The following is a 23,507-nucleotide window of genomic DNA, read 5'->3' as shown; positions in this document are numbered from 1 at the left end:
TAGTTTGTCTAGCATCTAAAAATAAAAATTGACGTTTCACGTTGTTTGTTTCGTTCAGTTTTCAAAGAACTTGTCCGCCGCTTCAGAAGCGACTTCATCATATTAACATCTTCATTTTTCGATGTCAACTAAGTTTTAAAATTTCTTTTTGTCGTTTTCTGCGTTTCTGCATCAGCGACGTTTATTAATATACCATCATGGTTTTTAAATAACAAGTGTTTTTATAAAAAAACACAAAAAAAATTATCTATCCTACTTTCTTCTATAGTAAGACTCTTTATCCTCTCTACTGAAAGCAAGTATTTTGATTATATGCCAAAACACTCTGATCAACCAAACTGTATTTCACTCTCTTCTATATTAAACTTCATAATCATTTATCTCTCTATAAAATAACGATACACGTTAGACGCAAGAAAAGAATCCCCCGTACTAAAAAACAACTCAAGTGAATACCTCCTCTCCAATCAGATATTTCACTTTCTAAAAATAATGAAATGTCGCCAAAAACATTAACTTAAGATTATTGTTAGAATTTTTTTACATTTAATTAATGAAAGATATCCATTTTTTGTTATATAGTAAGAAAGTGCCCACAAAACTATAAATACTAATGGAGGAATTATCTTATGGATAGGTTAACAAAGTTTTCATTAAAAAACCGCGCCGCTATTATTATCATGGTTTTTCTCATTTCCATACTCGGCGTTTATTCCGGTTCTAAATTACCGATGGAATTTTTACCAAGCATCGATAACCCTGCAATAACTGTAACGACATTATCTCAAGGACTTGATGCTGAAACGATGACCAAGGAAGTAACTGATCCCCTCGAAAAACAATTTCGTAATTTAGAACATATTGATGGCATCACTTCCTCCACACACGAGGGATTATCACGGATCGACATTGCATATACATCCAAGGCAAATATGAAAGACGCAGCACGCGAAGTCGAAAAAGCAATTAATACGATTAAATTACCTAAAGATGTAACTAAGCCTGTAGTTAGCCAATTAAATACGTCTATGATTCCACTCGCTCAAATTACCATCCAGAAGCAACACGGATTTTCAAAAGCAGATGAAAAACAAATCGAGAAAGAAATCGTACCACAACTCGAAAACATTGATGGTGTTGCCAATGTCATGTTTTTCGGAAAATCAACTTCCGAATTATCCATCTTACTTGATCCTAGCAAACTAAAAGATAAAAACGTAACATCAGAGCAAATATTAAAAGCTTTACAAGGGAAAGAAACTTCCACTCCAACTGGGGCGATTACCGTTAACACGGAAGAATACAACCTTCGCGTCATCGGGGATATAAAAAATGTAGATGACATTAAAAACATCACCGTTGCACCTCAAGTAAAATTACAAGATGTTGCTCAAATTGAACTTAAACAACACTACGATACAATCTCACATATAAATGGAGAAGAAGGTACAGGATTAATCATCATGAAAGAGCCTAGTAAAAATGCGGTGGCAATCGGAAAAGAAATTGATAAAAAGGTTAAGGATATAGATAAGGAGTATAAAGGTCAGTTTTCTATTAAGCTTTTAGCCTCAACTCATGAACAAGTTGAAAATGCTGTTACTAGTATGGGAAAAGAAGTAATCCTTGGGGCCATTGCTGCAACTCTTATTATCTTATTTTTCTTACGTAGCTTCCGAACGACACTTATCGCTGTCGTCAGTATTCCTTTATCTATTTTATTAACACTCTTTTTACTACACCAATCTAACATCACACTTAACATTTTAACTCTCGGCGGCTTGGCAGTTGCAGTTGGACGTCTCGTCGATGATAGTATCGTTGTCATTGAGAATATTTTCCGCCGTTTACAAAAAGAAGCTTTCTCTAAAGATATTATTCTCGATGCAACAAAAGAAGTTGCCGTCGCAATTACTTCTTCTACTTTAACAACGGTCGCTGTTTTTTTACCTATCGGCCTCGTATCAGGAGCAATCGGAAAATTAATGTTACCTATGGTATTAGCAGTTGTATATTCTATTCTATCTTCCTTAATCGTTGCACTAACAGTTGTTCCACTTATGGCCTTTTTACTACTCAAAAAAACAAAGCATCGAAAACCGAGCTCTTCACCACGATATGTCGCTACATTAAAGTGGGCTCTTTCTCATAAATTCATCATTCTATTTACTTCTTTTTTATTATTTGTAGGATCAATCGCAGCCTATATATTACTACCGAAAGCAAACATAAAATCTGAAGACGACACAATGTTATCTATTAACATGACATTTCCAGCCGATTATAACGCTGAAGCTCAAAAACAAAAAGCATTTGATTTCGAAAAGAAACTACTTTCTAATTCAAATGTAACAGACGTTATTTTACGAATGGGATCTAGCGCAGAAGATGCACAATGGGGGCAAACAACTAAAAATAACCTTGCCAGTATATTTGTAGTCTTCAAAAAAGGTTCTGATATCGACCAATATATTAAAGAGTTAAAAAAAGAAAACAAAACTTTCGAGCCTGCTGAACTTGATTATATAAAAACAAGTTATTCGAGCTCCGGTGGCGGTAACAATTTGCAATTTAACGTAACAGCTACTAACGAAACGAATTTAAAAGAGGCAGCTACTATCGTCGAAACAAAACTAAAAAGCATGGATAATCTTTCTAAAATAAAAACGAATTTAGAAGACTCTAAGAAAGAATGGCAAATTTATATCGATCAAACAAAGGCCGAACAACTAGGTTTAACACCAGAAATAGCTGCGCAACAAGTAGCATTCCTTATGAAAAAATCACCTATTGGCGAAATTACAATTAATAATGAAAAAACGACTATTATGATAGAACACAAAAAAGAAAACATTAATAAACAAGAAGATATTTTAAACACAAACATACTATCACCTATTAATGGACCAATCCCTTTAAAAGATATCGCAACTATTTCAGAAAAACAAACTCAAACAGAAATTTTCCATAAAGACGGAAAAGAAACGATTCAAATTACCGCAGAAGCTTCAAATGAAGATTTAAGTAAAGTAAGCGCTGAAGTAAATAAAGCGATAACTGAATTAGATTTACCTAGCGGAGCTAAAGTAAATCTCGCAGGTGCCACTGAATCTATGCAAGAAAACTTTACAGACCTATTCAAAATTATGGGGATCGCAATCGGGATTGTGTATTTAATTATGGTTATCACATTTGGGCAAGCACGCGCCCCTTTTGCAATCTTATTCTCCCTGCCATTAGCTGCTGTCGGCGGTATTTTAGGATTGATTATTTCACGAACACCTGTTGATGTAAATTCCTTGATCGGTGCATTAATGTTAATCGGGATTGTTGTTACAAACGCTATTGTATTAATAGAAAGAGTACAACAAAACCGGGAACATGGCATGGAAACGAGAGAAGCCTTACTTGAAGCAGGTTCTACTAGACTACGCCCGATTATTATGACAGCTATTACAACAATTGTCGCTATGCTCCCACTCCTATTTGGTCAATCTCAAGCAGGAAGTATGGTATCAAAAAGTCTGGCCGTTGTTGTGATCGGTGGTCTGGCAGTTTCAACCGTCCTTACATTAGTAGTGGTTCCAGTTATGTATGAACTATTAGATAAAATTGGGAGAAAAAGGCGCTCTCGCAGAAAAATAAGCACTTCTACAGAAACACCTGATATTTAAAAGAAAAAGGGTTATCTTCATTCATGAAGATAACCCTTTTTCTCTACCTACTCATATACTCCATCATTTTTTCCGTATACCGTTCTAGAGGTTCACTAGAATCCACAATAATATATTCACTATTTAAAGGTCTTTTACTACCGTTTAACCACTTTTTAAAAGCTACTTCCGACTCTACCTTTTCAATTTGAATGACCATACGCTTACGTGTTCGCAACCTATTATTAATCTCTTCCATATCATTCAGATAACACTCAATATATTTATATTTCACACCATGTTTATTAGACAGCTTAATTCCTTTTTCAACCATCCCTTTATATAGACATGGACTATCCAATATCACACTATGCCCTTGTTCTAAATAAGAATCAATCAATACCCATTCAACATCGTATCATCCATTCCTTCTATATTAAAACACAAAAAGAACTCCCTACTTATAAATAGAGAGTTCTTCTTTATAACCTATGCTGCTTTTACCTTCTTCGTTGTTTTACTTTTTCTCTTCGTTCCTGTAAAACGTTTGTGTAATACAGATGCTATCAAGCGTGAAATAACGTTGAATAGTAATACCATAATAATTAATACCGCTGCAGATTTTGTCGCAATCAACTTCGCATCTGGGATAACCCCTTCAGAATTCAACTTCCAAATGTGAACCGCTAATGTTTCAGCTGGTCTAAATGGATTTAAAGGATGCGCAGGACTTGATAATTCTACTGCCGAATTTAAAATTGGAGATGTTAAACCCGCTGTATAAATTAACGCTGCCGCTTCTCCAAATATACGACCCGCCGCTAAAATAATTCCTGTAATAATTTGCGGTAATGATGACGGAATAATAATACGAGCGATCGTTTGCCACTTTGTTGCACCTAATCCAAGACTTGCCTCTTTTACATTATGAGGGACTTCCGAAATCGCATTTTCACAAACACGTGTTAAACCTGGTAAGTTTAAAATAGTTAAAGCAAGAGCACCACCCATTACTGTGTATCCCCAGCCTGTCATTGTAACGAACACTAACAAACCGAATAAACCAACAACAATAGAAGGTAAAGATGCCATTGTCTCAATACATAAACGAACAAAATTTAAAAAACGTCCTTGTTTTGCATACTCCGCTAAATATATTCCCGCACCTAATCCAAGAGGAATAGAAATAACAAGTGTTATAACAAGCATGTAGAAGGAATTAAATAACTGCGGACCAATTCCACCACCAGCTCTTGTATTGCTTGGTTCTCCAAACAAGAAATTAGGATCCCAAAAACCCCATCCCTTTTGTAAAATTTCAAACACTAAGAACACTAGCAGCGCTACAACTAAAGCCGCAACTGCATAAAAGATACCTGTCCAAACTTTATTTACCGTTCTTGCATTCATTATTATCGCTCACCTCTTTGCCCAATCGCTCGAATTACTAAAATAAACAGGAATGAAATAACAAGTAAAATCATCGCTAAAGTCCATAGCGCATTGTTCCACGCAGTTCCGTTCAATGTATTTGTCATATCCATTGTCAAAATACCTGTTAACGTTGCTGTCGGACTATATATTCCTTCTGGTAATTTAATCGTGTTTCCGATTACCATTTGAACCGCTAACGCTTCACCAAAAGCACGCGCTAAACCTAAAACAATACCTGTTAAAATCCCTTTTTTCGCAGCAGGAACAATCACTCGGCTAACCGCTTGCCATTTCGTTGATCCTAGACCATAAGAAGCTTCTAAATAATCAAACGGAACAGAGCGTATTGCATCAGAAGCGATACTAGCAATAGTAGGTAAAATCATAATACTTAATACAACAATACCTGCAATTAAACTAAAGCCCACTCCACCAAACGAATCACGTAATAGCGGAACTAAAATCGTAACCCCTAATAATCCGTATACAACTGAAGGAATACCGACTAATAATTCTAAAACAGGCTTCAATACTTTATTTCCAAACTTCGGCGAAATTAAATTCATGAATATAGCAAGAGCTATAGCAATCGGTGCACTAATAATAACCGCACCTAACGAAACCACCGTTGAACCTACAATGAAAATCAAAGCCCCAAAGGTTCCTTCGTCAGCATTTGGATTCCATTTTGTCGATGTTAACATCTCAGTAAATGAGATTCCACTTTGCGTAAAAGATTGAATTCCTTTACCACAAATAAACGCAATAATAGCTAATGTAATTAAAACAATTAAAATACCACAAAACGTAACAAGTGATCTTCCTATATATTCACTTTTCACGTAATTAATTTGTTTTTTCCCCTTCATCACAGGACAGACCCCACTTCACAGATTGAAATGAACAGGACTGGCCTTGCAGCCAGCCCTATAAATTTGATTATTTACTTAATTTAGACATTGGAATGTAACCCATATCTTCTACTTGCTTTTCAAAGTCCTTACCTTTTACATAATCGATGTAAGCTTTTGTTGCTTCTTTCGCTTCACCTTTTGTTACCATATATTCGTAAGACCAGAATGGATATTTACCAGACGAAATGTTTTCAACTTTCGGTTCAGCACCATCAATTTTCACTGTTTGTAATGCACCTTTTTTATCGCCAACCATGTAAGACATTGCTAAATAACTTACTGAACCTGGCGTAGAATTAATTGCCTGCTCTACTGCACCGTTAGAATCTTGTGTTGTACCAGTTCCATCGTTAATTTTTGCATCTTTCATAATCGTTTTTTCGAATGTAGCACGTGTACCAGATGAAGCTGGACGATTAATTACGTTAATTTTTTCATCTTTCCCGCCTACTTCTTTCCAGTTTGTTACTTTTCCAGTGAAGATATCTTGTACTTGTTGTACTGTTAAGTTATCAACTTTTACATCTTTATTTACGACAAGAGCGAATGCAATACCCGCTACCTTGTTATCTACTAATTCTTTCGCCTTTTCAGCATCTTTTATTTTATCTGAGGACGGAACATCTGAGTTACCAATTTGTACCGCACCAGATGCTACTTGGTTAATCCCAGTTCCACTACCGCCACCTTGAACTTGAATAGAAACTTTCGAGTTTTTCTCCATGAATTTCTTTCCAGCTTCCTCCGCAAGAGGTAGAAGAGCTGTAGAACCAGCCGCTGCAATCGTACCTGATAATTCTTGTTTCGCATTATCGCTTCCTTTAGCAGCCTCTTTATCCGTACTTTCTGCTTTTCCACATCCAACTAATGCACCTGCCATAACTAAAGCTGCTAAAGAAAATTTAATACCTTTTTTCATAACCATGTCTTGTACCCCCATTTGGATTATCGCTTTTCGAATTCATTTTCTTTCGAACACAAATTCATTGTAGGACAACAATATTATGTGAGTGTTAAGCAATTTTTAATTTTAAGTAAATGACGATAATAATCCTTAAAAACTAGTAATCCCAACATTTATAGTTAAAGAACCCAACAAAATCCACACTAATTAAGCTGTAATGTAAATTTACTCTTAACAATGTAAATTCAATGTAAATGTTTTTCACTCTTTTTCCCTTTTAGTTAAAGTTACATTTACAATTCTGCTGTATTTTGTTACTTTTACGCGCCTAATTTATGCACATTACAAAGAATTTCAGTAATATTTTTTAGTACAACTAAATAAATTGGAACAATTCTAAAAATAAATGAATATTTTTAAAGTACCAATTGACAGCATCATCCAATGTAGTCTACTATATTACTAACAAAAAGTTTACCTAAGGAAACTTTTTAAACTTAAACTAACAATATAGAGATGAGGTAACTTTTATGGTATCGGCTAATACAAAACCACTTTCCGAATTTAAGACAGGAGAGTTTGTACAAATTGAGAAGATACAATTAGAAGGAACTATGAAACGACGTTTATTAGATTTAGGATTTATCCCTGGCGCAACGATTAAAGTATTACAACGCAGTCCACTTGGCGATCCGGTCGCTTATCAAGTAAGCAACACAACTATTGCACTACGTAAGGAAGAAAGTTCCCTTATTTTCGGGGTATTAATAGGAGATGATTTCAGATGAGCAAACATCGCATTGCTTTAGCTGGCAACCCGAATACCGGGAAAAGTACATTATTCAATACTTTAACAGGCTTAAAACAACATACTGGAAACTGGACAGGAAAAACTGTTTTAAAAGCTGAAGGGGAATATGAACATAACGGTAGTAAATATACATTAATAGATTTACCTGGAACTTACTCACTATATTCAAATTCTGCGGATGAAGAAGTAGCAAGGGATTATATTATATTTGAAAAACCAGAAGTAACTGTAGTTGTTATCGATGCAACTGCTATGGAAAGAAATTTAAATTTAGCACTCCAAGTGATGGAAATGACGAGTAACGTAGTCATTTGTATTAACTTAATTGATGAAGCTGAGAAAAAAGGCATCGTTATCGATGAAAAGAAATTAGCAAAATCACTCGGTGTACCTGTAGTTAAAATTTCCGCTCGTAACCGAGTAGGCATCGGTCATTTACTAAATGTCATTGCCAAAGTAGCAAACAAAAAGCTAATTCCAACACCAATTAAAGTTACTTATAGTGAAAAAATCGAAAATATGATTCGAGAATTAGAACCACAAATTTATAAAGTGTTCGGTGATACGTATCCAGCACGTTGGATTGCGTTACGTATATTAGATGGAGATAAAAATTTCTTAACTACACTTCAAAAACACCATAATGAACCACTTGTAAGGGAGGTCGTAATTAATGGAATCTCACTCAGCCAGTAAAGCTCTTCCATTAGACTATATTATTCAACATGCACAAACACTTTCAAAAGAAGATATACGAGATGATATTGTCGGAGATATTTATCGAACATCTGCAAGCATATGTAAAGAATCTGTTCAATATACAAATACGGATAAATTATATCGTTCTGAGAAACTAGATAAAATTTTCACATCTCCAATCTGGGGATTCCCAATTATGTTAGGTATTTTATCTATCATTTTTTATCTTACAATTGCAGGTGCTAACGTACCTTCTGATATGATTGCCGAATTCTTCGGATGGACAGAAGGATATTTAACATCTTGGTTCCAAGCAATGCATGCACCTGAATGGTTACATGGCATTTTAATACTTGGTTTATTCCGTGGTATCGGTGCTGTTATTAGTGTTATGTTACCACCTATGGCAATCTTTTTCCCTATGTTCGCACTATTAGAAAACTATGGATACCTACCACGCGTCGCGTTTAATATGGACCGCTTATTCAAACGCTCTGGTGCACACGGCAAACAATCTTTAACAATGGCAATGGGATTTGGTTGTAATGCTGCAGCCATCATGTCAACACGTATTATTGAATCACCACGTGAACGTATGCTTGCAATCTTAACAAACAACTTCGTCCCTTGTAACGGTCGCTGGCCTATGTTAATTTTAATGGCTTCACTATTTATGGCCGCTGGTTATACAGGCAGCATGCAAACACTTGTTACTGCCGGCGTTGTAGTTGGAATGGTTGTAATTGGTGTTATTATGACATTAACCGTTTCTTGGGTACTATCAAAAACAGCTTTAAAAGGCGTTCCAACTCACTACACACTTGAGTTACCGCCGTACCGTAAGCCAAAGGTTTGGAATACAATTGTACGTGCAACACTCGATAAATCAGTCTATGTTTTAAAACGTGCTGTTGTTGTAGCTGCCCCTGCGGCTGCATTAACTTGGTTACTAGCTAATATTTTCGTCGGTGACACGAGCCTACTTATGTATTTTGTAAACTTCCTAGATCCATTCGCTAAAATGTTAGGACTTGACGGCTTTATTCTAGCTGCGTTCATTCTTGGACTACCAGCGAATGAAATTGTTATCCCGATTTTATTAATGTCTTACTTATCAACCGGAGCTTTAACTGAAATAGATGATTTTAATCAAATTAAAAATCTATTCTTAGAAAATGGTTGGACTTGGTTAACAGCGTTAAACACAATGTTGTTCTCACTTCTTCATTTCCCATGCGGAACAACACTGGTTAACATATATAAAGAAACAAAAAGTGCAAAATGGACATTCTTATCGTTTGCAATCCCTACCGTTATCGCCATTGTTGTGACATTCCTCTCTACACAATTGGTACATTGGTTAGGGCTTGTATAAAAACAAAGCATACATAGAAGGTATCCCCCTTCACATATGCTTTGTGCGAAAGAAACCTGAAATTATTCAGGTTTCTTTTTTTGTATATCTGTATTCCAAGGCTGTGCTCCATACGTTGTAATTTTTTTATGAATGTAGTATATGGCTCCCGGAAGAACTGCCATTAATATTGTGCAACTAATCCCTAATCCAGTAAACACCTTCCATCACCTTACTTTACTCTTTTTGGTAAAGCTGAACCCGAATGTTCAATTGTCGGATGAACATGAACAGTAACCTCAGCATCACTAAAGTAATTTTCACCTTGATCCCAATTCTTACTTATTTTTTTCCACTCTTTATAATTATGCCGCTTATATACTTCCCCTAATTCTAATACATCTACCTTATATTTTTTTTGAACAAGCTTAATCGATTTTCGGATGCGCTTCTCCATTTCCTCCGAAATATCCTTCTCTAAACGTTTTTCATTCAAGACCTTTTTATGATCACTAAAGTGTAACTCAGCTATTGTACCTTCCAAAAATAAGTGAATATTAAACTTTGGTTTTGTAACATTCGTTGTAGATACTTTAATTTTCCGACGCAACTTATGAATTTCATATGTAATAAGTTGATTTTTTTTGCGGATGGTAAAAAAACCTCCAATTTTTTTACCTATTATATAATTCATCCCTAATGTTTCTTCCCCATTCAAACTACCTACACACTTATTATCCTTCCCACGGAACAACGCTGCCCCGTTCATTTGTACACCTTGCTTTGTTAATTCAAGAATAGGTAATACGAAACTTCGATTGGAAATCATCTTTTCCTGAACCTCACCAATTCTTGCAGCCTCAATCATTTGGGCATTTTTTGGAGGATGTTCAGCTAACATATCAATATACTGCGCTGGTAAATTTTCAGGCTTAGCGCTCTGCTTCAAAATAGCTTCTGCATCTTTATCAGAAACGAACAAACGAATATTTCGTCTCATCTCATGATCACGAATATATACATCTAACGTATTTTGTAAAACATATGGATTCACTAATAAATCTTTAGAAAAAATTATCACTTGTATATGCGGAAAGAATAATGAGCGACTAATTTTTTTTGCGATAATTCGTATTTGTTCAAAGACATTATCTGCTTTCGCACTAACGTTAATATAATTTTCGCTATCTCCACCACCTTGTCCACCTTGCTGCGCTAACTTACTGGGAAGTACCATCTGATACGTACCTTTCATAATTGGATTCGCTTTCTTTTTTTTCACAATATCATAGGCTGCACCTACTACAAATCCTCTTTCTTCTATTTCTTCTAGCTCAGAGCACCCACTTATAGATCCAACTAAAACCATAACCATTATAATTTTAAGAAGGTTTTTCATTTCTACCATTCCTTCTTTTTATTTTATATACAATAAAAACTAACAAAGGCGCTAACACGACAAACCCCATATCTATCCAAGCTAAATAAGTTCCATAATTCGACAATTCATTCAAACTACTAGGTATCATATTCGCCATAAAAATAATCGGGGCACTTACAAAAATGAAAATATGTTTCTTCACTTTTGGAAACATAGCACAAAATAATAAAGATGCGACGTCATAATACATGACTGTAGTGTTATAAATAGTAATAATCCAAGTTGTAAAAAAAATTGCATCGAACCTTTCTAAAAACCCTCCACCAATTTCAATTTCTTTCCCTAATTCAATTGTTGGGTACGTCAATCCACGAGTTGTCATATACGTAAAAACACTAATACAAGTTACATAAATTAAAATGTACGACAGCACATTTACCATTACCGCTTTCGCAACTGCCATTGGTGCTTTTTTTGCCGTCTTATCATTCAGTAACACAGCATAAAACAGAGCTACTTCAAATCCAATAAACGTAAAAATAGAATTCTTAACTCCAACAGCATATTGACTCACTTTCGTCTGAAAAGCTGGTAGCAAATTATTTATTTCCATTAAATTTATATTCAATAAAGAAAGAAGCACGATTGCAATTAAAACAATAGGTAAAAATAGAACATTTAACCTTAATAAAGCCGCTCTTGATCCTGCTATTCCATAAATAACAACTAATAAGAAGAAGAAAGACAGTAGTTGTATTGGTGTATCACTAAATAAATACGTTTGGGAAATGACTGAAATCATTCGCGATTCATATGCCGTCAACGCAGCAAACGTTAATACTAAAATGCTACTAATCGTGTATGCAACAGGCTTTGTCAAATGCGCACTTGTATATTGAACAAAGTTTTGTTTCGGGAATAAAATAGCTACCCTCGTTACAAACCAACCTAAAACTGCACACACCAATCCACCCAAAAGCAAAATAATCCAACCGTCCGAAAACAAAGTTTGGTTAGCAATATCTCGGGGCATAGACAATGCCCCTATACCAATAATGGTCGATGATACCGCAAACCCAATTTCCCGAGATCCAATCTCTTCATCGCCATACTCAAATGGTTTCAATTATTCTCGCTCCTTTGGACGTATTGTAGAATCCTTCGTTTGTAAATATTCCGGTCTCTCTTTCAGCATTGATTTTGGCAAACGAATAATTTCTTCTTTCCAATCTTTATAAAATGCAGGAGCAATTGGAGTTGTATACGGTACACCAACGCTTGTTAAATTTGTAATATGAACAGCAAGTGCGATAAGCGCTAAAATAATTCCATACAATCCAAAAGCCGTTGCAGCTAATACAAATACAAAAAGTAAAATCCGAAACGTAATCGTAATACTGTATACAGGTAATGAAAAAGTAGCAATTGCAGTCACTGCAATAATAATTACTAAGAACGGATTTACAATCCCTGCATTCACCGCAGCCTCCCCAATTACTAGACCACCTACAATCCCAATTGTTTGCCCCATCGGTTTCGGCAACCTAATTCCAGCTTCTCGTATTAACTCCATCGTTAATGCCATCATTAACGTTTCAATATATGCAGGAAACGGAACACCTTCTCTTGCCCCAGCGATTGAATAAGCCAATTTAGAAGGAATAAGTCCTTGATGATATGAGACGAGCGCTACATACATCGCTGGCATTAAAACCGCAATTATACCAGAACCCATCCGCAAAATTCTTAATAAAGTCCCTATTACCCAACGCTCATAATGATCTTCCACAGATTGGAAAATATCAACAAATACGAGTGGCGCGATAAGAGCAAACGGTGATCCATCCACCAAAATAGCTGCCTTTCCTTTCGCTAATGAGGCCACAATATTATCAGGCCTTTCCGTATTCAAAAACTGCGGAAACGGTGACAAATTATTATCTTGAATTAATTGCTCAATTGTACCCGTCTCAAAAACGACATCTGTCACTATTGATTGAAGACGCCGATCTAGCTCTTTTACAATGTGAGGATTAATAATATCTTCTATATATACTAGGGTTACTTCTTTCTGCGATCGCTTCCCCATAATATAAGATTGGAACCTCAACTTTGGATCACGTAAACTACGGCGAATTAACATTTTATTCACGTTAATATCTTCATTTAATCCAACTCTCGGCCCACGTATTAAATCTTCTGTCACCGGAGGCTCTAAACTTCTTTTCTCCCAAGCTCTACTATTAATCACGATAGCAGTTTGAATATTATCGATTAATATGACTGTATCTCCCGCTAAAATTGCATTTATAATATCCGGGAACGTTGTCTTCTTACCAACTTCCGCAATAGAAATAAAACGATCCAATAACGTTTGAACAACAGCTGCTTCTTGTACTTCTTCATATTGAAGTGTACGAACTACATATTTATAAACATTATCCTTATCTGTTAACCCACATAAAAAAACAACAGCACAGCGTGTAAAACTACCAGCAAGGGCAACTTCCCTAATTGTTAAATCATTAGGCGAACCTAACTCATCCCTAATTTCTTTCATAACTTCAAATAAGTTACCTTTTAACTCTAACAAGTCCCCCACCTAACTTCCTTTTCAACAAGTTTTTAGTTAGATTCCGCTAATAGAAGAAAATATATACAAAAAAGAGCTATCTCTTTTTCGAAGATAGCTCTAATACAAGGATTACTTTTCTACTATTATATTGCCTTTCTTTATCGATACACTTTTCGTGAACCAACTAACTATAAACATCACAATCATATTCATTAACAATGCGACTATTCCTACATTTAAATCTTTTATATATTGGGGGAAACCCGGAAACATTGTAGCTATAGTAGAACCTGATAAAGTGATATATGCAACTACTAACAGCCCCATCCCCATTCCTGCAATTGCCCCTTGCTTCGTAATAATTTGGCGTGGAAACAAACTGCATACAAGCGCAGGAAAAAGTTGTGTAACGATACTGTAACCCATTAATAGGAGCGCTCCTATTGTTTCTCCCCCTTTAAATGTAAACAAAACTGCTACTAGTGTTACTACAGGTACGAATAATTTAGCTGCTTTAGCAACTTGTCTGTCCGAAGCAGCTGGGACCATTGTCCGGTAAATATTTTTTGCTAACAATGTAGAAGCGGCCATAACAAGCATAGAACCCGGAACTAATGCTGTTAAAACCCCAGCACTACCAATAACCCCAATAAACCAAGGATCAAAAGTTTGAAGAGCCAGACGGAATAACGAAAGGTCTACATCCCCTCCCTTTAATCCAGGAACTTGCAAGATAGCTGCAAACCCTGCAAAGAACACGAAAAGTAAAACTAAAGAATACAGTGGCATAATTGCCGCATTTTTCCGAAACACTTTTTCGTTTTTAGCAGAGAAAGCGGAAGCAAATGTATGAGGCCACATATAAAAGCCTAGGGCTGTTAATACAATAGTAGAAACAAACCAAGAAATGCTCATTCCTTCATCAGGTAAAGATAAAAATCCTGGTTTTGCTGCTTCTACAGCTTCAAACATCGGCTGAAATCCTCCGTAATAATGATACGGTAAATATATACCTAAAAACATAACGATAAACAGTATCATAATATCCTTCAAAGCGGCCGTCCAAGCAGAGCCATGTATACCTGAAACCATTACATATATCGTTATAACAATTGCTCCAATCCACACTGCAATAACTGGTGATACCCTTCCGTAAGATGCTTCTGAAACGATAATTCCTAATCCTTTCAACTGTAAAACAAGGTATGGGATAATCGAAATAACTCCAATGATAGAAACGATAATGCCAAGTGTCTGACTCTTATATTTCTTCACAAAAAAATCTGACTGTGAAACAAGATTATGTTCTTTCGCATACTTCCAAACTGGCGGCAATAAAAAGTAAGATAAAATATAAGCCAATGCACCATAACCTAAAATATAAAAAGTAGGAGCTCCTTTACTATACGCCCAGCCACTCCCTCCTAAAAATGTGAATGTCGTATAAATTTCTCCTGCCATAAGAAGAAAAACGAAGATTGTTCCAAACCCTCTTCCTCCAACTGACCATTGCTCTAAATTCATATCTTTTCCATGCTGCGCCCGAATCCCTAAAAAGAGTGCCACAAATAAAAATAAAATAATGATAAGTAGTGCTGTCATTTTACATCCCCCTTATTAGCAGGATCAAATACGTACACAAGCCCCATACAAAGAGAGGTAATGAGTACCGATAATAATACCCAAAATAATAAAAATGGCATCCCGAGTACGTAAGGAGTGACCGAATTTGCAAATACTGGTCCAACTACTAAACAAAGAACTGGAATAAGCGCTAGCACGTGTATTTTCTTCATCTCATTCTCCTTTATTTATGAAATTCATAATGGATGATACAAAAACTTCCACCCCAATCGGTAGTGCATCTTCATCAATCGTAAAACGAGGATGGTGATGAGGGTATATAATCCCCTTCGCTTTATTTCCTGCTCCGATAAAAAAGAATGTCCCTGGTGCCTTTTGTAAAAATGCAGAAAAGTCTTCTCCAGCCATCGTTGGTTGCAACTGCACAACCCTTTCTCTTCCATAAAGTTGCAATGCAGTGCGTTCAATAAGTTCGGTAACTTCATAATCATTTACAACTGGTCGATACCCATATTCATAAGAAAATGTATAGTTCGCTCCGTAAGATTCCGTAGTATGTCTCACAATACGCTTAATTTTCTCTTCTGTTTCTCCTCTTAATTCATGTCTTAAACTTCTCACTGTCCCTTCAATCTCCGCTTGCTCTGGAATCACATTATGAGTTGTTCCAGCATGAAATTGCGTAACAGATACTACGAGAGAATCTAACGGATTCGTGAGACGAGATACAATTTGCTGAAGTTGCGAAACGACTTGTGTACCAATTGCAATACTATCAACTGTTTCATGAGGAATTCCAGCATGTCCCCCTTTTCCTTCTATTGTAATTTTAAAAACATCTGGTGCAGCCATTGCCGGACCATACGTTACACCAATTTTCCCAACTTCTAACGCAGCCCAAAGATGAGCACCGATAATGTAATCCACACCTTCCATTACCCCTGCTGCGACCATTTCTTCTGCACCGCCTGGGAAATTTTCTTCTGCGTGCTGAAATAGAAAACGAATTTCTCCTTTAACCTTTTCTCTTTCTTCTACTAACTTATGTACGACCCCAAGTAATATCGCTATATGTCCATCGTGACCGCACGCATGCATCACACCTGGGGATGTAGAAATAAAATCAAACTCATTTTCTTCATGAATAGGAAGAGCATCCATATCAGCACGAATCGCAATTGTTTTACCAGGTTTCTTACCCGTTAACTTTGCCATTACACTATATTTAGTAGGCCTTGATACTTCTAAATGCGGGATATTCTGAAGTATATCGAATACAAATTGAGATGTTCTTTCTTCTTGAAAAGATAGCTCTGGATACTTATGAAAATGCCTTCTCCACTCAATCAACTGATTCTTTGACAAAACAAGTTCTTTTGCAACATCCATTTCTCTTCTCTCCTTCTTCACCAAATTAAATGTTATTATAACGTGAATTGTTAACTTTTAAAAGAATCTTCTGAATTTTCTATCTTAATGAATTGAAAATAAAAAGCCACCGCAAGATGACTTTTTATTTTTATAAAATAGTAATAGCTTGTTTCCCCATTTGCTCCCAAGCTTTCTCAAATTCTGCTCGTGGAACAGCGAAACGTGGATTGTTTTTTAGAGGATCATTTACATATACAAAGTTTTGATCGTATCCAACCACTACTACACTATGCTCATAATATGTAATTTTCACTTCTCCTGAGCTCGTATTCCATGTTTCAAAACTACTTTCAGCTAGCGGCTTAAACGTCGTATTAATAATGACCCAAACTGGTGAACCAGAACTAATTACTTTATATACATCTTGCACGTCTCTGCCCGTTAAATTAAGTACTTTTTCAGGAATATATTTTTCTGCTAAATTAAAAATCGGTTGATTATATACGCCATATCCAGGTTCAGATTTCGTATAAATGTTACCAACAAATCCTTCATAAGGATTTCCCTTCAATCCATTCTGTTCAAATGGAACGCGATGAATCTCACTAGCAAGTTGCATCTTATCTATTTGAATACCTTTATATTGTAATAACATCGCTAAACTTGTCACTTCGCATCCTCGAGGTAATTCTGGTAACTGTTTTATGAATGGTACATTTTCAATCATTGTTGCTTCTTTCATTTCAGACATGAAATCTAATCGTATTTGCTGCGCTTTTTGCATAATTTTATTTTTCCCTACCAAAAAAGCTACGCATAATATTATACCTAGAATAAAAATATATTTTAACTTTTTCACCATTAACCAAACTCCATTATATCAATTATTTTAAAGACGTAACCTCTACCATTGTACCTTTCTTCTCACTAGTTTGCTAGAAAGATTCTGTGAATTATTCTTCACATCTATATCGTTATAAAATTCTAATTATTTTTAATAAAAAGAAAAAACAATATACTTTCCCAGAATATTTTGCTAAAATCAAAATTATTAACATAGTGAAGATATCACCTTGTTAATAAACATTCTTAGAGTATTTAGTCATAGTTCTTTTTTTGCATACTCCATTCATTTCATAACAAATAAACTGAGTATGTGTCACATCCCCCACTAATGATTAAAAACTCAGAATGAAACCAGTTAATACACACAAGAAACTAGCGGGGTGAGGGGCATATGAATCAACAAGTAGAACAAACAGATTTAAAACGAACCATGAAAAGTAGACATTTATTTATGATTGCACTGGGTGGTGTCATAGGAACTGGTTTATTTATGGGATCTGGTCAAATCGTCCATAACGCTGGACCTGGCGGTGCTATTCTTGCATTTTTAGTCGGTGGATTTGTTATGTATTTAACGATGTTATGTCTTGGTGAATTATCGGTTGCTATGCCAGAAGCAGGTTCATTCCAAAGCTATGCAAGCAAATTTATTTCACCTGGTTTTGGTTTTGTCGTCGGTTGGATGTATTGGTTAAATTGGGCTGTTACAGTTGGAGTAGAGTTAACAACTGTAAGTATTTTAATGAAGCGCTGGTTTCCAGACGTTTCTTCGTGGATTTGGTGTGTTACATTTGCGGCAGCACTCTTTCTGGTGAACGCTTTATCAGCAAAAGCATACGCAGAAGCAGAATTTTGGTTCGCAAGTGTAAAAGTCGCAACTATTGTTGTTTTCATCGTACTCGGTGGTGCAGTTATGTTCGGTCTACTAGACTTTAACGGAAAACCAGCTCCAATGCTTCACAATTTCACTGAAAATGGCGGGCTATTTCCAAATGGTGCATTAGCTGTTCTTCTTACGATGATTACAGTAAATTACTCCTTCCAAGGAACAGAATTAATCGGAATTGCTTCAGGAGAAAGTGAAAATCCTGAAAAAACAATTCCAAAAGCAATCAAAAATACAATTTGGCGTACTCTATTCTTTTTCGTCTTAGCAATATCAGTTGTCGTAGGTTTACTCCCATGGCAAGAGGCTAACCTAGTCGAAAGTCCATTTGTACTTGTATTTGATGTAGCAGGTGTTCCATATGCAGCTGACATTATGAATTTTGTTATTATTACAGCTGTATTATCTGTAGCTAACTCTGGTCTATACGCGAATTCTCGTATGCTTTGGGCGATGGCAAAACAAGGAATGGCCAGTCCAGCATTTACGAAGTTAACTAAAAAGGGTGTACCACTAAACGCATTGATTTTCAGTCTAATCTTTGCAAGTCTATCCCTATTAACAAGTGTATTTGCAGCAGATACTGTCTTTTTAGTCCTAACATCTATTGCAGCAATGGCTGCTGTTGTCGTTTGGATGTCAATTGCGGCTTCACAGTTTTTCTTCCGTAGAAGCTTTGTGAAAAATGGTGGCGACATAAATGATTTAAAATATCGCACGCCACTTTATCCGCTAGTTCCAATCGCAGCGTTCTCACTCAATTTCATTACATTTGTTAGTTTAGCTTTCATTCCAGATCAGAGAATTGCTCTTTATTGCGGCATTCCATTTATGATTATTTGTTACATTTTATACCAAGTTAAATATAAAAAAGTTGTCACATTTGAACAACAAATAAACCTAAAAAAAGAAGTAAACTAAATATACAAAATATTCAGCTATCTTTCTTATGATAAGATAGCTTTTTTCTATTTTTTGGATATCTTGGTATAACTTTATTTATCTTAAAATTTTCACAATCACGTTTTTCACTGGAAAATGGTTTACAATATAATCAAGTTACAAATGATATTCACCTTAAAAAGTGTGCATTTGTGTCTATTTTTTAACAATATCACAAAAACTATTGCCATCTATAAATTAATAGGTTTATATTGTTTTATTGGCATAGTTTCAATCCAAGGAGAAAGGAGATTTTCAATCGTGCAACTAAAGAAAACGTTTTGGAAGCTGGCTTCGCTTCTTCCGTTATCATTACTTCTGTTCCTCGGTGGCTGTGATAAGAAACTCGCAGTATTAAATCCGCAAGGACCTGTTGCAAAAGCACAGTATGATTTAATTGTTTGGTCATTCTTGCTTATGTCATTAATTATCGCAATTGTATTCATCTTGTTTACAGTCATCTTGATTCGTTATCGTGAAAAACCAGAGAATATGGACTATGAGCCACCTGATCAACACGGTAACACATTATTAGAAATCATTTGGACGCTTGTTCCTGTTATTATCGTTATCGCATTATCGATTCCAACAGTTAAAGCAACTTATGCTTCGGAAGAGGTTCCGGAAGAGTCCAAACATATTAAACCAGTTGAAATTTATGTTACATCTGCAAACTGGAAATGGTTATTCAGTTACCCAGAGGAAAAAATTGAAACCGTTAACTATTTAAACATCCCAGCTGGTGTACCGATTCAATTTAAACTGACTTCTGTAGGTCCAATGAATGCTTTCTGGGTTCCAGAACTTGGTGGTATGAAATACACTATGGACGGCATGATTATGGATTTATATTTACAAGCTGATAAGCCTGGTTCTTATCTAGGTCGTAGTGCGAACTTCTCTGGTGAAGGATTCACTCACATGGAGTTCGAAGTTGAAGCAAAAACACAAGAAAAGTATGACAAGTGGGTTAAAGAAGTACAAGAAACTGCTCCTAAACTAACAGAAGATAAGTACAACGAAATTGTTAAACCTGGTGTAGTTGGTCGTATGACGTTCTCTAGTCATCACTTAAGTTATGTAGATCCAAAATCACTTGAATATTGTGATTACAACTACTACAAAAACAAAAAATAATAGCTATTATTCCAACAGATTGGAGTGAACACAGTGAAGCTTGATGAATTCTTTGTCACAGGTGACCCGATTATTTACGGTGCAGACGCTTCTATCGTTCTTGTGACATTAGCAATCATTTTCGTACTAACAAAGTATAAAAAATGGAAATGGCTTTGGGACGAATGGTTAACAACTGTTGACCACAAAAAAATCGGAGCCATGTATATAATTTCTGCGGTTATCATGTTATTCCGTGGTGGTATGGATGGTTTAATGATCCGTGCACAGTTAACATTCCCAGAAACAACTTATTTAAACGCTGAACACTATAACGGAATCTTCACAACACACGGTACAGTTATGATTCTTTTCATGGCGATGCCATTCGTTATGGGATTAATGAACCTTGTAGTACCATTACAAATTGGTGCTCGTGACGTTGCATATCCGTTCTTAAATGCTTTAAGTTTCTGGTTATTCTTTGTCGGAGCAATGTTATTCAACATCGCTTTCGTAATCGGTGGTTCTCCAGACGCTGGGTGGACTTCTTACTTCCCAATGGCAGGTACAGAGTTTACTTCTGGCGTAGGAAATAACTACTACGCAATTGCATTACAGATATCCGGTCTCGGTACGCTAATGACAGGTATTAACTTCCTTGTTACTATCTTAAAAATGCGTACACCTGGTATGACTTTAATGAGAATGCCAATGTTTACTTGGTCAATCTTAATTACAACAGTTATCATTATTTTCGCTTTCCCAGTATTAACAGTTGCTCTTGCATTAATGACATTTGACCGTCTATTCGATGCTCACTTCTTTACGATGGCGAGCGGCGGTATGCCAATGTTATGGGCCAACCTATTCTGGGTATGGGGTCACCCTGAAGTATATATCGTTATTTTACCGGCATTCGGTATTTTCTCTGAGATCATTAGTACATTCTCACGTAAACGTCTATTCGGTTACAGTGCGATGGTTTACTCAATGGTCGCAATTTCGTTACTAAGTTTCGTCGTATGGCTTCACCACTTCTTCACGATGGGTGCAGGTCCAGCGGTTAACTCATTCTTCTCGATCTCGACAATGGCGATTTCGATTCCAACCGGGGTTAAGATCTTTAACTGGTTGTTTACACTGTATAAAGGACGTATTCGTTTTACAGTTCCAATGCTTTGGTCATTGGCATTTATTCCAAACTTCGTAGTCGGTGGGGTTACAGGGGTTATGCTTGGTATGGCAGCAGCTGATTATCAGTACCATAACAGCTACTTCCTAATTGCTCACTTCCACTACGTATTAATCGCAGGTACAGTATTCGCTATGCTTGCTGGATTCACATTCTGGTATCCAAAAATGACTGGTCATATGTTAAATGAACGCCTAGGTAAATGGACATTCTGGATCTTCATGAGCGGATTCAACATCTGTTTCTTCCCAATGTACTTCTTAGGTTTAGACGGTATGACTCGTCGTATGTACACTTACTCTGAAAGTCTTGGATGGGGATGGCTAAACCAAATCGCATCTGTTGGTGCGGTAATGATGGGTATCGGCTTCCTAATTCTTTGCTACAACGTAATTTGGAGTGCACGTCACGGTGAACGTGACACAACTGGAGATCCATGGGATGGCCGTACACTTGAATGGGCAACTCAATCTCCTGTACAACATTACAACTTCGCGAAACTTCCTGAAATCAAAGAAGCTGATGCTTTCTGGTTCATGAAAAAACGCGGAGAAACAGTTATACCAGCAGCAGAAGATATCAAACCAATTCACATGCCAAGTAACTCTGGCGTGCCTATTATTGCGTCTGGATTCTTCGGTCTTGCAGGTTTTGCATTAGTATTTAGCTGGTTCTGGCTTGCAGCAATCGGTGGTATTGGTATTTTAGCTTGCTTAATCTATCGTTCATTCGATTATGACGATGGTTACTACGTAAGTGTTGATGAAATTAAAGAAACAGAACATATAGCATGAGAGGTGAAATGACATGGCGGCTTTAGATAAAAGCTTACCTTTGGAATATCAATCCGAACAAAGCAGATTGAACATCCTAGGATTCTGGATTTTTCTTGGGGCTGAAATTATGCTGTTCGCAACACTTTTCGCCTCTTATCTAGTCCTTGCTGGTCGTACGGCAGATGGCCCAACACCAGCGCAACTGTTTGAACTTAAAACGCTTTTAATTCAAACATTACTACTTTTAACAAGTAGTTTCACATGTGGTATCGTAATTCACGAAATGCGTAAGCATAACCAAAAAGCAATGCTTGGATGGTTCATCCTTACATTACTTTTAGGTGCAGGCTTCCTATTCTTTGAAATTGAAGAATTCATTTTGTACGTTGGTGAAGGCGCAACAATTCAAACAAGTGCTTTCCTATCTGCATTCTTCGTTCTTCTTGGAACGCATGGTGCCCACGTAACAGGCGGTATCATTTGGGCAACTTGTGTTATTATCCAAATTTTAAAACGAGGTTTAACACCAGTTACAGCTCGTAAAGTATTCATTATCAGCTTATACTGGCATTTCCTTGATCTTGTTTGGGTCTTCATTTACACGCTAGTTTACTTGAACGGGATGGTGGCGTAAATGGGTCAAAATAACAATCAAGCAAACGGGCACGCGCATAGCGGATTCCCTTGGTCACACGTTTTCGGATTTATTTTATCGCTTGCATTAACGTTTCTAGCGTTATACGTGGCACTTTATACAACCTTGCCACTTTCAACAGTCTTAACAACTATTATCATCATGGCTGTTGCGCAAGCTTTATTACAATTAATTATGTTCATGCATTTAAAAGAAGGAGAAGGAAGAGTTCAAATTCTTACAATGATATACAGTTTCTTCGTTGCAACTGCAACAGTTGGTTTAACTGTATGGATCTTCTTCTCAATGTAATGTACATGAAAAAGACTGCTGAGGAATCTCAGCAGTCTTTTTTTATTCTCCTCCCCTATTACATCCACATTACGGAATTAACAACAGAATCATGAAAAATATACTTATTATGACAAATGT

Annotated in this window: 20 protein-coding genes and 1 pseudogene; 9 read left to right on the top strand and 12 right to left on the bottom strand. The window is 36.2% G+C overall.

The annotated features are described in order from the left end of the window. The first annotated feature begins 629 nt into the window (after positions 1–629). A complete protein-coding gene (locus tag BAQ48_RS05445) occupies positions 630–3,674 on the top strand; it encodes an efflux RND transporter permease subunit (RefSeq protein WP_071710311.1) in 3,045 nt (1,014 codons plus the stop codon). Between the two features lie 43 nt (positions 3,675–3,717). On the opposite strand, the pseudogene BAQ48_RS05440 reads toward BAQ48_RS05445, so the two are convergent. From BAQ48_RS05440 to BAQ48_RS05425, 4 genes and pseudogenes are all read right to left on the bottom strand, one after another. Further along, a pseudogene (locus BAQ48_RS05440) lies at positions 3,718–4,071 on the bottom strand (P-loop nucleotide/nucleoside kinase family protein); the annotation flags it as partial. A 71-nt stretch (positions 4,072–4,142) separates the two neighbouring features. Further along, the gene (gene pstA / locus BAQ48_RS05435) at positions 4,143–5,063 is read right to left on the bottom strand and encodes a phosphate ABC transporter permease PstA (RefSeq protein WP_000994146.1); all 921 of its coding nucleotides are present in this window, start codon (positions 5,061–5,063) and stop codon (positions 4,143–4,145) included. A 2-nt stretch (positions 5,064–5,065) separates the two neighbouring features. Beyond that, the gene (pstC, locus tag BAQ48_RS05430; protein ID WP_033665411.1) at positions 5,066–5,956 is read right to left on the bottom strand and encodes a phosphate ABC transporter permease subunit PstC; all 891 of its coding nucleotides are present in this window, start codon (positions 5,954–5,956) and stop codon (positions 5,066–5,068) included. A gap of 70 nt (positions 5,957–6,026) precedes the next feature. After that, a complete protein-coding gene (locus BAQ48_RS05425; protein WP_071710309.1) occupies positions 6,027–6,926 on the bottom strand; it encodes a phosphate ABC transporter substrate-binding protein PstS family protein in 900 nt (299 codons plus the stop codon). A gap of 509 nt (positions 6,927–7,435) precedes the next feature. On the opposite strand from BAQ48_RS05425, the gene BAQ48_RS05420 reads away from it, so the two are divergent. The 3 genes from BAQ48_RS05420 to BAQ48_RS05410 are packed head-to-tail and all read left to right on the top strand — an operon-like array spanning position 7,436 to position 9,790. After that, entirely contained in the window at positions 7,436–7,693 is a 258-nt protein-coding gene (locus BAQ48_RS05420; RefSeq protein WP_000252989.1) for a FeoA family protein, read from the top strand. Then, positions 7,690–8,412 (top strand): FeoB small GTPase domain-containing protein, encoded by a 723-nt coding sequence (locus BAQ48_RS05415; RefSeq protein WP_000033856.1) that lies wholly within the window; start codon positions 7,690–7,692, stop codon positions 8,410–8,412. Before BAQ48_RS05420 ends, BAQ48_RS05415 begins: the two co-directional genes overlap by 4 nt. After that, complete coding sequence (locus BAQ48_RS05410; RefSeq protein WP_071710308.1) at positions 8,390–9,790, top strand: nucleoside recognition domain-containing protein; 1,401 nt, start codon at positions 8,390–8,392, stop codon at positions 9,788–9,790. The genes BAQ48_RS05415 and BAQ48_RS05410 overlap by 23 nt, the downstream gene beginning before the upstream one ends. Positions 9,791–9,852: 62 nt before the next feature. Here the strand turns inward: BAQ48_RS05410 and BAQ48_RS27850 are convergent, their stop codons facing one another. The 8 genes from BAQ48_RS27850 to BAQ48_RS05375 all read right to left on the bottom strand — a co-directional run bounded on the left by BAQ48_RS27850 (position 9,853) and on the right by BAQ48_RS05375 (position 17,542). Then, entirely contained in the window at positions 9,853–9,990 is a 138-nt protein-coding gene (locus BAQ48_RS27850) for a hypothetical protein (protein WP_000493994.1), read from the bottom strand. Positions 9,991–10,001: 11 nt separating this feature from the next. After that, positions 10,002–11,168: a Ger(x)C family spore germination protein gene (locus BAQ48_RS05405; protein ID WP_071710307.1), complete on the bottom strand. Its 1,167-nt coding sequence runs from the start codon at positions 11,166–11,168 to the stop codon at positions 10,002–10,004. Beyond that, positions 11,152–12,276 (bottom strand): spore germination protein GerLB, encoded by a 1,125-nt coding sequence (gene gerLB / locus BAQ48_RS05400; protein ID WP_071710306.1) that lies wholly within the window; start codon positions 12,274–12,276, stop codon positions 11,152–11,154. The genes BAQ48_RS05405 and gerLB overlap by 17 nt, the downstream gene beginning before the upstream one ends. Further along, a complete protein-coding gene (gene gerLA / locus BAQ48_RS05395; protein ID WP_131800838.1) occupies positions 12,277–13,752 on the bottom strand; it encodes a spore germination protein GerLA in 1,476 nt (491 codons plus the stop codon). A 102-nt stretch (positions 13,753–13,854) separates the two neighbouring features. Further along, on the bottom strand, positions 13,855–15,327 hold the full coding sequence (locus tag BAQ48_RS05390; protein WP_071710304.1) for a sodium:solute symporter family protein: 1,473 nt from the start codon (positions 15,325–15,327) through the stop codon (positions 13,855–13,857). Beyond that, on the bottom strand, positions 15,324–15,521 hold the full coding sequence (locus BAQ48_RS05385) for a DUF3311 domain-containing protein (RefSeq protein WP_002134449.1): 198 nt from the start codon (positions 15,519–15,521) through the stop codon (positions 15,324–15,326). The genes BAQ48_RS05390 and BAQ48_RS05385 overlap by 4 nt, the downstream gene beginning before the upstream one ends. A gap of 1 nt (position 15,522) precedes the next feature. Continuing rightward, positions 15,523–16,698 (bottom strand): amidohydrolase, encoded by a 1,176-nt coding sequence (locus BAQ48_RS05380; RefSeq protein WP_071710303.1) that lies wholly within the window; start codon positions 16,696–16,698, stop codon positions 15,523–15,525. A gap of 130 nt (positions 16,699–16,828) precedes the next feature. After that, positions 16,829–17,542, bottom strand: a complete 714-nt coding sequence (locus BAQ48_RS05375) for a C39 family peptidase (RefSeq protein WP_000239431.1) — start codon at positions 17,540–17,542, stop codon at positions 16,829–16,831. A gap of 375 nt (positions 17,543–17,917) precedes the next feature. Here BAQ48_RS05375 and BAQ48_RS05370 point away from each other — a divergent pair, with 375 nt between their 5' ends. From BAQ48_RS05370 to qoxD, 5 genes are all read left to right on the top strand, one after another. Beyond that, positions 17,918–19,333, top strand: a complete 1,416-nt coding sequence (locus BAQ48_RS05370) for an amino acid permease (protein WP_071710302.1) — start codon at positions 17,918–17,920, stop codon at positions 19,331–19,333. A 282-nt stretch (positions 19,334–19,615) separates the two neighbouring features. Next, on the top strand, positions 19,616–20,491 hold the full coding sequence (locus BAQ48_RS05365) for a cytochrome aa3 quinol oxidase subunit II (RefSeq protein ID WP_071710301.1): 876 nt from the start codon (positions 19,616–19,618) through the stop codon (positions 20,489–20,491). Positions 20,492–20,524: 33 nt separating this feature from the next. After that, entirely contained in the window at positions 20,525–22,459 is a 1,935-nt protein-coding gene (gene qoxB, locus BAQ48_RS05360; protein ID WP_000762381.1) for a cytochrome aa3 quinol oxidase subunit I, read from the top strand. Between the two features lie 13 nt (positions 22,460–22,472). Beyond that, a complete protein-coding gene (gene qoxC / locus BAQ48_RS05355; protein ID WP_071710300.1) occupies positions 22,473–23,075 on the top strand; it encodes a cytochrome aa3 quinol oxidase subunit III in 603 nt (200 codons plus the stop codon). Further along, positions 23,076–23,387: a cytochrome aa3 quinol oxidase subunit IV gene (gene qoxD, locus BAQ48_RS05350; RefSeq protein WP_000531386.1), complete on the top strand. Its 312-nt coding sequence runs from the start codon at positions 23,076–23,078 to the stop codon at positions 23,385–23,387. It abuts the gene before it with no gap. Positions 23,388–23,507 lie beyond the last annotated feature (120 nt).

The sequence above is a fragment of the Bacillus luti genome, assembly GCF_001884105.1.
Taxonomy (GTDB): Bacteria; Bacillota; Bacilli; order Bacillales; family Bacillaceae_G; genus Bacillus_A; species Bacillus_A luti.
The sequence above is the reverse complement of the archived record's forward strand: the minus strand, read 5'-3'. Positions and strand labels throughout refer to the sequence as shown.

Coding starts and splice junctions, on each gene's coding strand:
- BAQ48_RS05415 (WP_000033856.1), top strand. CDS start 7,690: ATGAGCAAACATCGCATTGCTTTAGCTGGCAACCCGAATACCGGGAAA.
- pstA (WP_000994146.1), bottom strand. CDS start 5,063: ATGAATGCAAGAACGGTAAATAAAGTTTGGACAGGTATCTTTTATGCA.
- BAQ48_RS05375 (WP_000239431.1), bottom strand. CDS start 17,542: ATGGTGAAAAAGTTAAAATATATTTTTATTCTAGGTATAATATTATGC.
- BAQ48_RS05405 (WP_071710307.1), bottom strand. CDS start 11,168: ATGAAAAACCTTCTTAAAATTATAATGGTTATGGTTTTAGTTGGATCT.
- BAQ48_RS05380 (WP_071710303.1), bottom strand. CDS start 16,698: ATGGATGTTGCAAAAGAACTTGTTTTGTCAAAGAATCAGTTGATTGAG.
- qoxD (WP_000531386.1), top strand. CDS start 23,076: ATGGGTCAAAATAACAATCAAGCAAACGGGCACGCGCATAGCGGATTC.
- BAQ48_RS05370 (WP_071710302.1), top strand. CDS start 17,918: ATGAATCAACAAGTAGAACAAACAGATTTAAAACGAACCATGAAAAGT.
- BAQ48_RS05410 (WP_071710308.1), top strand. CDS start 8,390: ATGGAATCTCACTCAGCCAGTAAAGCTCTTCCATTAGACTATATTATT.
- BAQ48_RS05445 (WP_071710311.1), top strand. CDS start 630: ATGGATAGGTTAACAAAGTTTTCATTAAAAAACCGCGCCGCTATTATT.
- BAQ48_RS05425 (WP_071710309.1), bottom strand. CDS start 6,926: ATGGTTATGAAAAAAGGTATTAAATTTTCTTTAGCAGCTTTAGTTATG.
- BAQ48_RS05420 (WP_000252989.1), top strand. CDS start 7,436: ATGGTATCGGCTAATACAAAACCACTTTCCGAATTTAAGACAGGAGAG.
- BAQ48_RS05385 (WP_002134449.1), bottom strand. CDS start 15,521: ATGAAGAAAATACACGTGCTAGCGCTTATTCCAGTTCTTTGTTTAGTA.
- qoxC (WP_071710300.1), top strand. CDS start 22,473: ATGGCGGCTTTAGATAAAAGCTTACCTTTGGAATATCAATCCGAACAA.
- pstC (WP_033665411.1), bottom strand. CDS start 5,956: ATGAAGGGGAAAAAACAAATTAATTACGTGAAAAGTGAATATATAGGA.
- BAQ48_RS05390 (WP_071710304.1), bottom strand. CDS start 15,327: ATGACAGCACTACTTATCATTATTTTATTTTTATTTGTGGCACTCTTT.